Genomic DNA, 14660 nt, shown 5'->3' on the forward strand with positions numbered 1-14660 from the left:
GGCACCAACGCGACCTGCACGACGAACTGCGGCACCAGCACGCCGGTGACGGCGCCTGCGGTGAGCTACAGCAAGTCGGCGAGCACGGCCGGCCCGGTGGCGGTGGGTGACGTGATCACCTACACGCTGACGACGGTGGTGGCGAACTCGCAGACCACGTCGGTGACGACGCTGGCCGACACGCTGGGCACGGGCCTGGACTTCGTGGCGGTGACCAATGCCGGTGCGTACACCTGCAACAGCACCAACCCGCTGGTGTGCACGCTGCCGGTGGGCACGGCGCCGGGCAGCTACCCGGTGACCTACACGGCGAGGGTGAATGCCCAGGCCGTGGGCACGGTGGACAACGCCGTGGTCGGCACCAACGCGACCTGCACGACGAACTGCGGCACCAGCACGCCGGTGACGGCGCCTGCGGTGAGCTACAGCAAGGCCGTCATACTGCCCGGTGGACAAACCGAGGTCTCCACGGGCGACACACTGACCTACACGTTGACCGCCATGATCGCCCGTTCGAGCACCACCGCGCCGCTGACGCTGACCGATACCCTCGGGGTGGGCCTGACGCTGGCGAACGTCTCGGCTGGCAACTTCACGTGTGGGACCACCAACCCGCTGGTCTGCACCCTGCCTGCGGGCACCGCGCCGGGCACCTACACACTGACCTACACCGCCACGGTCAACGAGCAGGCTACAGGCACGGTGAACAACGCCGTGGTCGGCACGGGCGACGACGCCCCGACCTGTGCCGGCACGTGCACCACCGAAACGCCTGTGACGGAACCGTTGGCGCCCCTGGTGACGTACGCCAAGAGCGCAACGCTGCCGGCAGGCCGGACAGAGGTCCGCGTGGGCGACACGATCGCCTACACGCTGACGGCTACCGTGGTCAACGCGGTCACCTCCAATGCTCTGGTGCTGACCGACACGCTGGGCACGGGCCTGACCTTCGGTACGGTGACCAATGCCGGTGCGTACACCTGCAACAGCACCAACCCGCTGGTGTGCACGCTGCCGGCGGGCACGGCGCCGGGCACCTACACGGTGACCTACACGGCGGCGGTGAATGACCAGGCCGTGGGCACGGTGGACAACGCCGTCGTCGGCACGGGCGACGATGCTCCGACCTGTGCCGGCACGTGCACGACGCAGACGCCGGTCGCGGCGCCCCGCGTCGTGGTGTCCAAGTCGTCCGACCCGGGGACCGGGGCCCAGGTGCAGGTGGGCCAGACGGTGCGCTACACGCTCACGGTGGACATCGGTGCATCGGCCCTGCGCGAAGCGCTGGTCCTGGTCGATACCCCGGACCGCGGCCTGACCCTGGGCGCGTTGCCCGCCGGTTGCGCCTTCGACGGGACTCAGCTGACCTGCCGCCTGCCGGCCGGTACGCCTGCCGGCGTGCATGCGCTGACCTACGAGACCGTCGTGAACCAGAACGCCGGCCCGGTGGTGGGCAACCAGGTGACCGCATCGGGTGGCGGTGGCGAGCCGCCGGCCTGCACCACCTGCAGCACGGAGCATGAGTTGCAGGCACCGCAGATCCGCCTGAGCAAGACCGCAGGCAGCCGCGAGGTCCGCATCGGGGATCTGGTGCGCTACACCCTGACGGTGGAGAACGTGGGCAGCGTGGACCTGGTCGACGGCAGCGTGGTGGACACGCCGGCGGCGGGCTTCAGCTACGTGGAAGGCTCCCTGTTGGCCAACGATGCCGACGCCATGGCGACGGTGTCCGGTGGCAGCCCGCTCCGCTTCAGCGGGGTGGACGTGGCGGCGGGCCAGACCGCGACCCTGGTGTACGTGATGCGCGTGGGCGCCGGCGTGCGCCCGGGCACGCACGTCAACCAGGCCCAGGTGCGCTCGGCCACCGACGATCCGGTGTCCAACGTGGCCACGGCCGAGGTCGTGCTGACCGCCGATCCGTTGCTGGATGACAGCCTGGTGTTCGGCACGGTGTTCAACGACCGTGACGGGGACGGCTGGCAGGACAGCGCCGCGCTCAGCGGGGTGAAGGTGCAGGGTGGCTTCGCCCCCGCGGCCTACATTGCCAACTCCACCACGGTCGATCGCGGTGCCGGTCCCCAGCCGGAGCCCGACGCGAGTTCGCCGCTGCTGCACGGCATCGCCGTGGGCGCGATCAGCGGGCGTCAGTCGGTCGCCGATCCGGTCGAGGACCATGAGGTGGTGATCCGCCAGCGTCTGAACGAGCTGAGCTTCACGGACGACTTCGTGCTGACCAGCAACCAGGGGGTCACGGTGCGCATGGATGCGGCAGGCAATACCCGTGTCGAGCAATCCGGTGAAGCGGCCAAGGGTCTGACTGCGGCAGCGCCCACGGTCGAACGCCGGGTGGCCCAGTCCGAGGGCGGCTATGTGGTGGATTACGTCATCCGCAACGCCGGCATCGACGAACGCGGCATCCCGGGCGTGCGCATCGCCTCGGTGGAAGGTCTGCTGATCGAGACCGACCAGTACGGGCGGTACCACCTGGCGGGCGTGTCCGGCGGTCCGTGGGAGCGCGGTCGTAACTTCATCCTCAAGGTCGATCCGTCCACGCTGCCGGCCGGTGCGAAGTTCACCACCGACAATCCGCTGCTGCGCCGAATCACCCCCGGCCTGCCGGTCCGCTTCGACTGGGGCGTCACCCTGCCGGAGCAGGTGATCGAGGGCGGCACCCAGCAGGTGGAACTGGAGATGGGCGAGGTGTTCTTCGCCCCCGGCAGCGCGGAAGTGCGTGCCAAGTACCTGCCGGTGATCGAGGCGATGGCGGCCAAGGTGCGCCAGTACCAGGGCGGCGAAGTGGTCATCCAGGCCAACGGCGACAGCGAAGGGCTGGCCTTCGAGCGGGCGAATGCGGTCAAGGCGGCACTGCTCGACAAGCTGGATGCCGCGTCCATCAAGGGCCTGGTGGTCAGCGCCCGCGGCACCGTCGACGATCCGTCTTCGATGATCGTGGGTGTGGACGAGGGCGGCGCGCTGTTGGGGACGGTGCTGTTCGATACCGACAAATCGGCGATCCGGCCCGAGTTCGAGCCGTTGCTGGACAAGGTGGCGGCGGCCCTGGAAAGGATGGGGGGCGGCAGCATCGCGATCGTCGGCCACACCGACGTGCGGGCCTCGCACGCCTACAACGTCGCCCTGGGCATGCGTCGTGCCAAGGCGGTCTATGAAGCGCTCGCCAAACGCCTGAGTCCGGAGGTGCGTGCCAACGTCCGCGTCGAAGCCAGCAACGACCCGACAGCCCCTGTCGGGGTACGGAAGTGAAGGGGGGCCGGGTCATGAAGAAGCGTATGAAGATGAAACTGCTGGACTGCACGCTGATCAGCCTGCTGGCCGGTGCGACGCCGCTGGCCGTTGCACAGACGGCTGCGCCGTCGCAGGCACAGCAGGATCGCGTGGACGGCACGGCCACGGCCGTGGACTGCGATGGCGAACAGTGCACGGGTGAAGAAGGCCTGCTGTTCCGGCTGCGTACCCGCAGCTACGACAAGCCGGTGACGCGCGGGACCGACCGTGCCTCGAGTTCCGAGGTCCTGCAGCCGGACCGTCGCGTCACTGTGGCGATGGAACAGCCGGGCAAGGCCACGGCGATGGGTAAGTTCTCCATCGACCTGCCCGGTGGTGGCGTCATCTGGGCCACCGAGGACCCCACCTTGGGCCAGGCCGAACTGTCCGTTTCGGCGCCTTCGATCGTGCCGTTCGACGGGCAGCGTATCGTCCGCCCGGTGCAGTTCTACGTGCGCGGCAACTATCCGGCCTTCATCCAGCGGATGGAGATCACGCTGTACCGCAGCAGCGATGGCGACCTGATCGAACCGATCGCCTCCGCGCCGATCGACGTGGCGGCGGTGTCGAGCACGTCATGGGATGGCGCGCTGCCGGACCGTTATCGGTTCCGCAAGGGCGACGAGCTGGTCTACGTGCTGCGTGCCTACGGCAAGGACGGGGCCTTCGACGAGACCCATCCGCGCACGCTGCAACTGGTGTCGCCCGAGGACGCCGAACGCGGCATCAACCAGCTGCGCACCACTATCGAGCGGGCGCAGGGCGCCGCGCTGAGCGCCGAGCAGGCCCAGACGCAGAGCCTGGTGGAGAGCGTGTTCTCCGGCAACGGGCTGCGCCAGCAGAACATCCCGATGTACGGATCGCGCATCCGCATCCAGGGACGCAACATTCCCGCCGCGGCGTCGCTGACCATCAACGGCGAGAACTACCCGCTGGACCAGGAACGCAAGTTCGTGGCCGAGTACCTGGTGCCGGTGGGCCGCCATCAGTTCCAGGTGGGCCTCGGGTCGGCCGATGGCCAGGCCCCGGTGTCGCACACGCTGGATGTCGACGTCACCGGGCGCTACTTTTTCGGTGTGGGCCTGGCCGATGTGACCATCGCGCAGAACAGGACCAGTGGTTCGGGCGCGGCCTTCGCCAACGACACGCGCTATCAGGACGACGTGATCAGCGACGGCCGGCTGGCGTTCTACGGCAAGGCCAAACTGCGCGGCAAGTACCTCGTCACCGCCCAGGCCGACACGACCGAACGCGACCTGGACCGGCTGTTCAACGGCTTCACCCAGGCCGATCCGCAGGATGTGTTCCGCCGCCTGGATCCGGATCTGTACTACCCCGTCTACGGCGACGACTCCACCACCTATCGCGATGTGGACACGATGGGCCGGTTCTACCTGCGGGTGGACTGGGACAAGAACCAGGCGCTGTGGGGCAACTACAGCACCCGCATCGTCGGGACCGAGTTCGCGCAGTACCAGCGGTCGCTGTACGGCGCGGCATTGAACTGGCGTTCGCTGGCCACCAACCGCTGGGGCGATCCGGGCACCGAGTTGCGCATCTTCGGTTCGCAGGCCGAGACCGCGCCGGGCCACAACGAGTTCATCGGTACCGGCGGCAGCCTGTACTACCTGCGGCATACCGACCTGCTGCCGGGTTCGGACGTCGTGACCCTGGAGATCCGCGACCTGACCACGGGCCGCGTGGAGAACCGCGTGGTGCTGCAGCGGGGCGCGGACTACGAGATCGACGAGTTGCAGGGCCGCATCCTGCTGACCCGCCCGCTGGCGCAGGTCACCCGCGAGAACATCCCCACCCTCACCCGCGACGCGCCACTGGACGGTTTCGAGCAGCGCCTGTTGGTGGACTACGAGTGGGTGCCGTCCGGCTTCGACGCCGATGATGTCAGTGCCGGCTTCCGCGGCAAGCACTGGTTCGGCAACCACGTGGGCGTGGGCGCCACCTACGTGCAGGAGAACCGGGCCGGCGAGGACTACACCCTCGCGGCGGGCGATCTGACCCTGCAGGCCGGCAAGGGCACCTACCTGAAGGCCGAATACGCCCAGACCGAATCCTTCGGTGCGCCGGTGTTCTTCTCGGACAACGGCGGCCTGAGCTTCGTCCAGCAGAACGACACCGGCCTGCGCCGCGAAGGCGAAGCCAAGTCGCTGGAGGCGCGCGCCAATTTCAAGGAACTGGGCTGGACCGCGCTGGACTGGAGCATGGGCGCCTGGTGGCGCAACACCAGTGCCGGCTACTCGATCTCGCGCTACGACACCGGCCGGGCCATTACCGAGTACGGTGCCGAGGTGCAGGGCCAGTTCACGCCCAGCCTTGGCCTGTATGCGCGCTACACCCGTGCCGAGAGCGGCGCCGAGTCGCTGACGCAGGCCCAGGCCACGCTGGAATGGCGCCTGGACGATACCCGCACGCTCAGCGCCGAAGTCCGGCGCGTGGATACCGAAGGCGCCACGATCGATGCGGCGGGCACGCTGGGCGCGGTGAAGTACCTGCAGCGCTTCGGCAGTACGCTGGAACTGTACGGTCTGGCCCAGCTCACCCTCGACGACGACGGCGGCCAGTACGCCGACAACGACGCACTGACGCTGGGCGGCAAGTACCTGTACGGGGACAACTCCTCGGTCGGGGCCGAGGTGACCACGGGCGACCGTGGCCAGGCCGCCAGCCTCAACGCCGAGCACCGCCTGACGCCCCAGCACTCGGTGTATGGCGCCTATACGTACTCCACCGACACCACGGCCTACGACTCGCTGTTCACGCGCAACGCCCAGAACGGCTGGACGCTGGGCCAGCGCTGGCGCCTGTCCAATCGGGTCAACCTGTACAACGAAAGCCAGTTCCTGAAGGAGCCCAACCAGTCCGGGCTGGCGCACACCTTCGGTATGGACTTCTATCCGGCGCAGGGCTGGAACCTGGGCTTCACGCTGTCCAACGGCGAACTGACGAATACGGCCGGCGGCAACGTCGATCGCCGCGCGATCAGCGTGTCCGGTGGACGCACCTCACCCGACACTGACTGGCAGAGCAAGCTGGAGTGGCGCCAGGACCGCGGTGCCGAGCAGCGCGAGCAGTGGGTCAGCACCAATCGGTTGACGCACAAGATCAACGAGAGCTGGCGCATCGCCGCCCGGCTGAACTACGCCGACACGGACGACCAGCTCGACCCGCTGGCGAGCGCGAAGTTCATCGAGGGCAACGTCGGCTTCGCCTACCGGCCCTGGGACAACCAGCGGTGGGGCGTGTTCGGCCGCTACACCTACCTGTACGACCTGGCCACGCTGGGTCAGCTGGGCGGGGCGCAGTACGACCAGAAGTCGCAGATCCTCTCGTTCGAGGGCGTGTACAAGCTCGACCAGCACTGGGAATTCGCCGGCAAGCTGGCCCGTCGCGAAGGTGAAGTTCGGATGGGCCGCGGGACCGGCGTGTGGCTGGATTCGGCCACCACCTTCGCCGCGGCGCAGGTGCGCTACGACCTGCGTACCCAATGGCATGCGCTGGCCGAATACCGCTGGCTCGATGTCAGGGACGGGGGTACCAAGCAGGGCTTCCTGGTGGGGGTCGATCGCGACCTGAACAAGAATTTCCGTATCGGCGTGGGCTACAACTTCACCGACTTCAGCGACGATCTGACCGACTTCGACTACGACCACAAGGGCTGGTTCCTCAACCTGGTCGGCACCTACTGATCCCACCGCGGGCCGGCACCCCGGCCTCCCGCGTCATTGCCGCACCGGGATGGACTCGCCGCCCCGGGCATTGCCGGAGGCGGGAAGAAAGCTCCCGACCAGGGTGTCCCGGATCCGCACCGTCACGGCATGGCGCGGGCCCAACTGGCGGCTGGCTTCCACCAGTGCGTCCTGCAGCAGGGCCTCGGCACGCCGCCGGTCCGTTATGGCATCCGGTGTGCCGTTCGCCGCGCGCAGCAACAGGGCCTGTGCCAGCAGATACTTGGCCGTGGGCGAAGGCTGCTGGCGTTGCCGGGTGGCGTGGACCACTTCCTGCAGCATGCTGATGGCATGCGTCAACGACGCCTCCTGGGGCGGGCCGGACTGGGCGGACGCGAGTTGGACCAGGGCCTGCGCCTGTTCTTCCTTCGCGGCGAGCGTGGTGGGATGGCGGGGGCCCAGGCTGCGTTCCAGCAGCTGCGCCGCCTCGCCCGCCAGATCGACGCTGTGCGACACGTCGTGCCCGCGCTGCAGGCGCGCCTCCAGCAGCAGCTGGCGCGCGTACTCCGGATGCGCGGTCCCGTACGCGGCGACGATGGCCGCATGCGCCTCCCGCACGGCGGCGGGGGGAATATCGGTGGCCTGCCCCTGCCGTTCCAGCACCTCCAGTCTCAAGCGGCGGCTGCGTGCGGTGTCGGGATGCTCCGGGCCCAGCCGCTGCCGGCGCGAGGCAAGCAGCGCATCGGCTACCTGTCTGGCCTGCGCGTGCTTGTCCTCCAGCAGCAGCAACGCCAGCCGCGCTTCGCTGACGTTGTCGGCCAGCGATGGAGAAGCCCCACGGGCCAAGGCGGTGGCGGCATCGAGCTCGCGCCCGGCATCGGCAAGATCCAGCAGTTGCAGATGCCACTGGGTGCGCAGGATCAGCAGTTCGATCTGCGTCTCGAGCGCCGCCTGCGACTGCAGGCCTGCCGCCACCTTCTGCGCGAAGCCCAGGGCGTCGAATGCGGCCGCGTGCTCCGACAGCCCCCAGTGGGCGCGCGCCAGTTCCGTCAGCAGGTTGAGCGTGGTGATATCCGCGGTGGGTTGGTCGGCGGTCGACTGGCGGAGGCTCTGTGCGGCGACGTCGCGTGCCTCGGCATGGCGTGCCTGGAGATTGAGCAGGGTGGCCAGGGTGGCCTGTGTCTCGGACTGGTGTGTGGGGCGGTCCGCCAGCAGCCGATTGGCCTGGGAGGCCAGCGAAAGCGCGTGTGCGTAGTCGCCCAGTACGGCATAGCTGCGTGCCAGGGATGTCAGCGCGCGCGCCCGGATCACCGGGCTCGACTGCGGGGGCAGGGCGCGCAGATGCGCTTCCGTCTTCTCGAGCAGCTGGCGCGAGGACGGGCGCGCTTCGGCCAGGCCGGAGAGCGTGGCCGCACCCAGGGTCTGCTCGAACATCGTGGACACCAGCTGCATGTCGCGGGCTTCCTGCTGGCTGCGCCAGTGGAACCATGCGAATACCCCCGCCGCGGCCATGCCGGTCAGCATGACGGTGCCCGCGAGCAGCGCGGCGAGCGCGTTCCGCTGCAGGAAGCGGCCAAGGACGTACCCGCGACCCGCGCCGCGTGCCCCCACCGGACGCCGCGCCCGCCAATGTTCCAGATCGTCGATGAGGGCGCCGACGCTGGCATAACGGTCGCCTGGTGCCAGCGCCACGCACTTCAGGGCGATGGCATCCAGGTCTCCCAGGAGTTTCCTGCGCAGCATGCGGGTATCGCGACACCGCCGAAGATGGGCGACCTGCGGAAGGACCGTGGCGGCCAGGTGCGAAGGCGGGTGTGCGGAAGGAGCGCCGAGGCCGGCCAGCTGCGCGTGCAGCGGCTGCAGCGGGCGGGGCCATGTGGCCACCAGCAGCTGGTACAGGACCACGCCCATCGCGTGCACGTCCGCCGCGACCGAGGCCGCGCCGCCGGTCAGCAGTTCGGGTGCCGCGTAGCCGTTGGACATCGCGATGGGCGTTGACGCGTCGCCTTCCCGTCCGCTCATCAGCGTGGACAGGCCGAAGTCGACCAGGTGGACCACGCCATCGGCCGACACCAGCAGGTTGCCCGGTTTGATGTCCTGATGCAGCACGCCATGGGCGTGCGCGTACTGCAGCGCGCGGCAGGCCTGGAGGAGCAGGACGACGCGCGAAGCCAGATCCAGGCGCTGCTGGTCGGCCCACTCGTCGATCGAGATGCCCCGGACCAGGCGCATCGCGAACCAGGGGCTTCCATCGGCCTCCACCCCACCGTCCAGCAGGGGTGCGATGTTGGGGTGGTCGAGTTTCGCCAGGTGATTGCGTTCCCGCATGAAGGCGTCGACCAGGACGTGAGACGACATCTCCGCACGGATGCACTTCAGCGCGACCGTCTTCTCGTACTGCCCGTCGGCGCGGCTGGCTTCGTAGACCGTGCCCATGCCGCCCTGTGCCAGCACGCGGTCGATGCGCCACGGTCCCAGCAAGGTGCCGATGCGCTCGAGCGAGGACGCATCGACGGCAGGGGCGTCCTGATCCGACGCCGTGATGGACAACACATCCAGTGCGCCGCCGTGGTCCAGTGCGTACGAAGCGGCGTCGGCGACCAGCAGCTTGTGCAAGGCGTCATGCAGAAGAGGGTCCTTCGCCCGAAGCGCTGCCAGCGCGGCGGCGCGCCGCCGCGGTGCCAGTTCGGCGAACTCGTCGAACAGGGCAAGCGCACGGGCCTCAGGGTCGGACATCGGTGACCAACATGTCGATTCGTCTTGCCACAGACTATCGCGCCGTGAAGGTCCGTGCCCGCCCGTTGCCGCTTCGCGCGCAATACGCTGCGTCGGCCGGATCCGATGGCGGCAGGGTGCATGCGAGCGTCGCGCTGGAGAGGCGGATGAAACGACGGAGACGCAATGAGTGACACGAGCAAGCCGTCGCTGACGCGCCTGCGCGGCGGGAGCGTGTGAGCCATCCGCCGAAGGGAGGCGGGGCGACCTTACAGCGGCCGTGTCAGATCACGGTCAGGGAACGTAACCGTCGTACCGTTCGTCATCGAAAGCCGTCTCGGTGCCGCTGTTTCGCCGCATGATGGCTGAACTGCCTTCGCAGCAGGCGTCCTGTCGGGCGACACGCTGCCGAAAACAACTCGTGTTGCGCGCAAGGACGACAACACCGAACCGATGCCGCAGGGGGAACGGGCTTCGGCCCGGCCGCCGGAGGACCCGAGAGGGAACGTGGCCTGATTCGGGCGCGCAACGGGATGAGCCTCACAGACGGGCTTTCGCCCTCGGGCGGGGCCGGGTGCGGAGTACTGCGGCGCCAGGGCGCGGCGTTATCGAAGGTATGCAAGGGAGTACGGCGTGGAAACAGGGGTGAACAACATGCGGCACTGGAGCGTGCGCCTGGCGGCGGTCAGCCGGCGGGTACTGGCCTCGGGCGCGGTGGTCATGGGTCTGCTGGCCCTGCTGCCCGCTCCGGCCCAGGCGCAGTCCAGCTTCGGTACCTGCGATGCGCGGATGTTCTTCGACCAGGTGAACAGCACTCCCATTCCCGACCAGTCGACCCTGTCCCTGGTCAACTACGCCACCTCTCCGTTCACCTATACCGCCCTCGGCAGCGGCCTTGCCCGCAACGCCATCGGCTACAACCCGGTGGACAACTACATCTACGGCATCGAGTGGGACGGCGCCGCCGGCAACGAACTGATCCGCGTGGCGTCCAACGGCAGCAGCACGGTGGTGGGCACGGTGGCCGGCCTGCCCGTGGGCAACTACACCTCCGGCGCGATCTCGCCCACCGGCCAGCTGTACATCCGCGAAGGCAGCGTCAGCAACATCCTTTATCGCGTCGACATCGCCACCCTCACCGCCACGACGATCACCCTCAGCCAGTCGTTCGCCGTGCAGGATCTTGCGTGGCACGACGGCGCGCTTTACGCCATCGTCAACGGCGGGGGCCTGGCACGGATCGACCCGGTCACTGGGGCCACCACCATCACCGCTGCGGCCTCCACCACGCCGCTGACCGGGTCGATCGCCATGTGGGGCTTCGCCAACGCCCTGCTCGCCTATTCTTCACCCAACATCTATGCGATCGATCCGGTGACCGGCGCCGCCACGCTTCTGAGTGCGGCACCAGCGTCGTTCAGTGGCGACGGCGCCAACTGCACGCTGGCCACCTTCGTGCTGGACGCGGACCTGTCGTTGACCAAGACCAACACGCCGGGCGTCAACAACAACGTGGACCAGGCCAACGACACCTATCTGCCAGGTACCAATGTCACCTACACCATCGTGGTGCGGAACACCGGGCCGTTCGGCGCGGAGAATGTGACGGTTTCCGATCCGCTGCCGACCGGCATCACCACGGCCAGCTGGACCTGCGGCACGCCCACCGGCGGCGCCAGGTGCGGCGCGGCCAGCGGAACCGGCGCTCTCAACGACACCGGCGCCGATCTTCCCCCCAACAGCTCGCTGACCTACACCTTCACCGTGACGGTACCCGCGGGCTTCACCGGTCCGCTGAGCAACACGGCGACCGTCGTCCCGCCCTCCTCGGTCAACGACCTCACGCCGTCCAACAACACCGCCACCGATACGGACCAGGCGCGCCCCACGCTCACCCTGCGCAAGATCAGCGTGGGCGGCGTGGGGAGCTTCGACTTCACCGGCAGCAACGGCCTGACCGCGCAGACCCTGACGACCGCCACGGCGGGCACCGCGGTGACGGGCGCTCCGCAGACGCTGAGCGCTGCCGGAACCGCCACCACGGTGACCGAGAGCGGCCTGCCGGCGACATATCGGGTGACGGATATCGCCTGTACCGGTCTGGGAGCGGGCGGGACGGCCACGCCGGACCTGGTCAACCGCACCGTCACGCTGGATGCGGCCGCGACGGCGGGTGGCAGTGCCATCGTGTGCACCTTCACCAACACGCTGCAGCAGACCGACCTGCAGGTGGTCAAGACGGCATCGCCCGATCCGGTGGTGACCGGCGATGTGGTGACGTACCAGATCGTGGTCAGCAACAACGGGCCGCTGGACGCGAACAACGTCATCCTCAGCGACGTGGCGGGGCCGGGACAGGACTGCACGGCACCCAGCACCACCGCGACCTGCACGGCCACCGGCGGAGCGACGTGTCCCTCGCCGACGGTGCCGGTGGCCGACCTGCTGGGCAGCGGGATCGTCCTGCCCAGCCTGCCGGTGGGTGGCCAGGTGACCGTCCAGCTGCAGTGCCAGGTGACGGCCAACGGACTGTAGGTCCCGTGACGGGGCGCCGGGGTGCCGGCGCGATCCGTCGTCGAGCGGGGCCGTGGGGGCGCAGCCCGTGCGGCGGCGAGGCGCAAGGCCCGACCGCGCGGGCGCCTGCGCCTGCCGCCCCGCATGTCTGTCCGGTTCTGAGACATGATGCCGAGTGTTCTGTGATCAGAGTCACGGAACCCGAGCATGAGCTGCATCTCCCCCGTTTCCATCGCCCGCAACCCCTCGACAGGGTGCGAACAGCCCGCGGGCGGGCGCGCGCGGTCGTTCTCGTCCTTGCCGCTGGCGATCCTGATGGGGGTTCTGGTGGCGCTGTCGCCCGCCGCGCTGGCGCAGACCATTCCCACCCGCGCCATCATCAACGGCGATTTCGAGAACTTCCAGATCAGCAACGATGCGGTCACGCCGGTGGCCGGATTCACGGCTCCGGGGGGCTGCAGCGGAGGGGTCTGCGAGCGCCGCTACAGCAACACCCAGATCACGACCGAACCGCTGCTGGCTACCTTCGGCTGGCGCGCGAATGGCCCCACGTATCCCGGGGCGGGCACGGTGGAGGTGTGGCGCAACACCACGGGCGCCAACCAGCTGGTCGCGTTCAACTACTTCTGGGTGCCGCATAGCGGCAACCAGTATGCGGAGATCGCCTCCAATTCCACGAGCGAACCCATCGGCCAGTCGCTGTGCGTCGTGGCCGGCGAGACGCCTGCCTGGTCGGTGTGGCATCGGGCGAGGACGCTCGACGGGCTGGCCCGCACGGATACCATGCGGGTTCGCCTGTTCTCGCCCAACGGCACGTCCCTCTTCACGTCCCCCATCCTGAGCGCCACCACGGCGTCCTGGGTCAATCACACCGGCGTGTTCCCCGTCGCGTCGCAGAGCGGCGCCCATCTGTTCAATTTCGAGTACGTGACCGGCCCGTCGAGTTCGGCCGGCAACTTCGTCGACGACATCGATATCAGGCTCTCGCCGCTGTTCGACCTGCGGGGTTTCGTGGATGGTGCCGGAACCGCCATTTCCACCGCGACGGAGTTCGGCGCCCCGGTGGTGTACCTGGACATCCTGGTCAACGGCGTCATCCAGGGCGGCAGCGCGACCATACGCCTGGTGCGGTCCGGCACCGCGCAGCCTGCCAGCGATTTCACCGTGGGCGCCCCCACCCGCGGTTCGCTGACGGTGGATGCCAATGGCGACATCCTGCTCACGCTGCCGACCGGCACGTACGACCCCAACGTGCTGGCCAGCGCCCAGCCGAACGGCGGCGGACGCATCCGCATTCCACTGACGATCAACGACCTGACCGTCATCGAGGACAATGAGACCCTGGGCTACACCACCGGCACCATCGCCCACGCCGGGAGCCTGTCGCCGCTGGTCAGCCAGATTGCCGGCAACAGCGCGGCCTGCGCGACGGCCATCAATGCGGCCAGCCTGATCATCGTCGACAACGACATCGATCTGCTGACGACCAAGACCGCCAGCGTGGCCGCCCCGGTGATCGGCGTGCCCTTCACCTACACCGTCACCTATGCCAACAACACGGCCCGTACCCTGACCGGCCCCACGACATCGCACGATGCGACGGCCGCCATCAGCGACCCGGCGCCGGCCGGGATCACGTTCACCGGGTGGACCTGTGTGGCGAGCAATGGGGCGGTATGCCCCGCGGTGTCGGGTTCCGGCGCCATCACCGGCAATGCGTTCCTGCCGGCGGGGAACGGCAGTGCCGGGGGCACGCTGACCTACACGGTCACGGCGGTCGCGACCGGCGCCTCGGCGTGCGCCACGACCACCAACGTCTCCACCATCGCCACGCCTGCGGGGATGAGCGAGGGCACCACGGTGCAGTCCGGCTTCGCATCGCCCACGCCGCCGGGCGGTACCGGCAACAACACCGCCTCGCTCGCCCTGTCGCCCCAGTGCGGCGCCGACCTGCAGGTGGTGAAGTCCGCATCGCCGGATCCGGTGCTGACCGGCGATACGATCACCTACACCCTGGTCGCGACCAACAACGGGCCGGCGAACGCGACCAATGTGGTGCTGACGGACGTTCCCGGCAGTGGGCTGGACTGCACCACGCCGCCGGGCGGCTCGGCCACGTGCACGGCCACGGGAGGTGCCAGCTGCCCCTCGCCGACCGTGACCACCAGCAGCCTGTTGGGCGGCGGCATCGTTCTGCCGGCGCTGCCCGTGGGCGGTCAGGTCACCGTGTCGTTCCAGTGCACCGTGACGGCGACCGGGAACTGAAGGCGGACATGTGACGCGCCTGCCGGCACCGGGGATGCCCGGTGCCGGCAGGAAGCGCATCATCGCGTCCGGTCGCATCCGCCGCACGGGCTGCGATGTCGATGGCCCTTGGGGATGTTGAGGGGGCGCGACGGAATCGCGCTGCACTCAGGTGTGGGGCGCTACGAAGTTGACGACCCTGCGGCGTGAGAACGTGCCGCG

5 protein-coding genes are annotated in these 14660 nt (G+C 68.8%); 4 read left to right on the forward strand and 1 reads right to left on the reverse strand.

Translation table 11 applies throughout. The features are described from left to right. Both V8246_RS05765 and V8246_RS05770 read left to right on the forward strand, forming a co-directional pair. On the forward strand, positions 1–3261 hold a 3261-nt coding region (locus V8246_RS05765; protein WP_336188347.1), incomplete at its 5' end, for an isopeptide-forming domain-containing fimbrial protein. Positions 3262–3275: 14 nt separating this feature from the next. Further along, positions 3276–6986: a hypothetical protein gene (locus V8246_RS05770; RefSeq protein WP_336188348.1), complete on the forward strand. Its 3711-nt coding sequence runs from the start codon at positions 3276–3278 to the stop codon at positions 6984–6986. Between the two features lie 33 nt (positions 6987–7019). Here V8246_RS05770 and V8246_RS05775 read toward each other — a convergent pair whose 3' ends face one another. Continuing rightward, positions 7020–9701: a serine/threonine-protein kinase gene (locus tag V8246_RS05775; RefSeq protein ID WP_336188349.1), complete on the reverse strand. Its 2682-nt coding sequence runs from the start codon at positions 9699–9701 to the stop codon at positions 7020–7022. A gap of 633 nt (positions 9702–10334) precedes the next feature. Between V8246_RS05775 and V8246_RS05780 the strand changes: the two genes are divergently transcribed. Further along, positions 10335–12215, forward strand: coding sequence for a DUF11 domain-containing protein (locus V8246_RS05780; protein ID WP_336189045.1), 1881 nt, complete (start codon positions 10335–10337; stop codon positions 12213–12215). Between the two features lie 186 nt (positions 12216–12401). Then, positions 12402–14459: a hypothetical protein gene (locus tag V8246_RS05785; protein WP_336188350.1), complete on the forward strand. Its 2058-nt coding sequence runs from the start codon at positions 12402–12404 to the stop codon at positions 14457–14459. Positions 14460–14660 lie beyond the last annotated feature (201 nt).

Source organism: Pseudoxanthomonas sp. F11, assembly GCF_037046485.1.
Taxonomy (GTDB): Bacteria; Pseudomonadota; Gammaproteobacteria; order Xanthomonadales; family Xanthomonadaceae; genus Pseudoxanthomonas_A.

Excerpts from the sequence above, each read along its gene's own strand:
- V8246_RS05775 (WP_336188349.1), bottom strand. The coding sequence starts at position 9,701 with ATGTCCGACCCTGAGGCCCGTGCGCTTGCCCTGTTCGACGAGTTCGCC.
- V8246_RS05785 (WP_336188350.1), top strand. The coding sequence starts at position 12,402 with ATGAGCTGCATCTCCCCCGTTTCCATCGCCCGCAACCCCTCGACAGGG.
- V8246_RS05770 (WP_336188348.1), top strand. The coding sequence starts at position 3,276 with ATGAAGAAGCGTATGAAGATGAAACTGCTGGACTGCACGCTGATCAGC.
- V8246_RS05780 (WP_336189045.1), top strand. The coding sequence starts at position 10,335 with ATGCGGCACTGGAGCGTGCGCCTGGCGGCGGTCAGCCGGCGGGTACTG.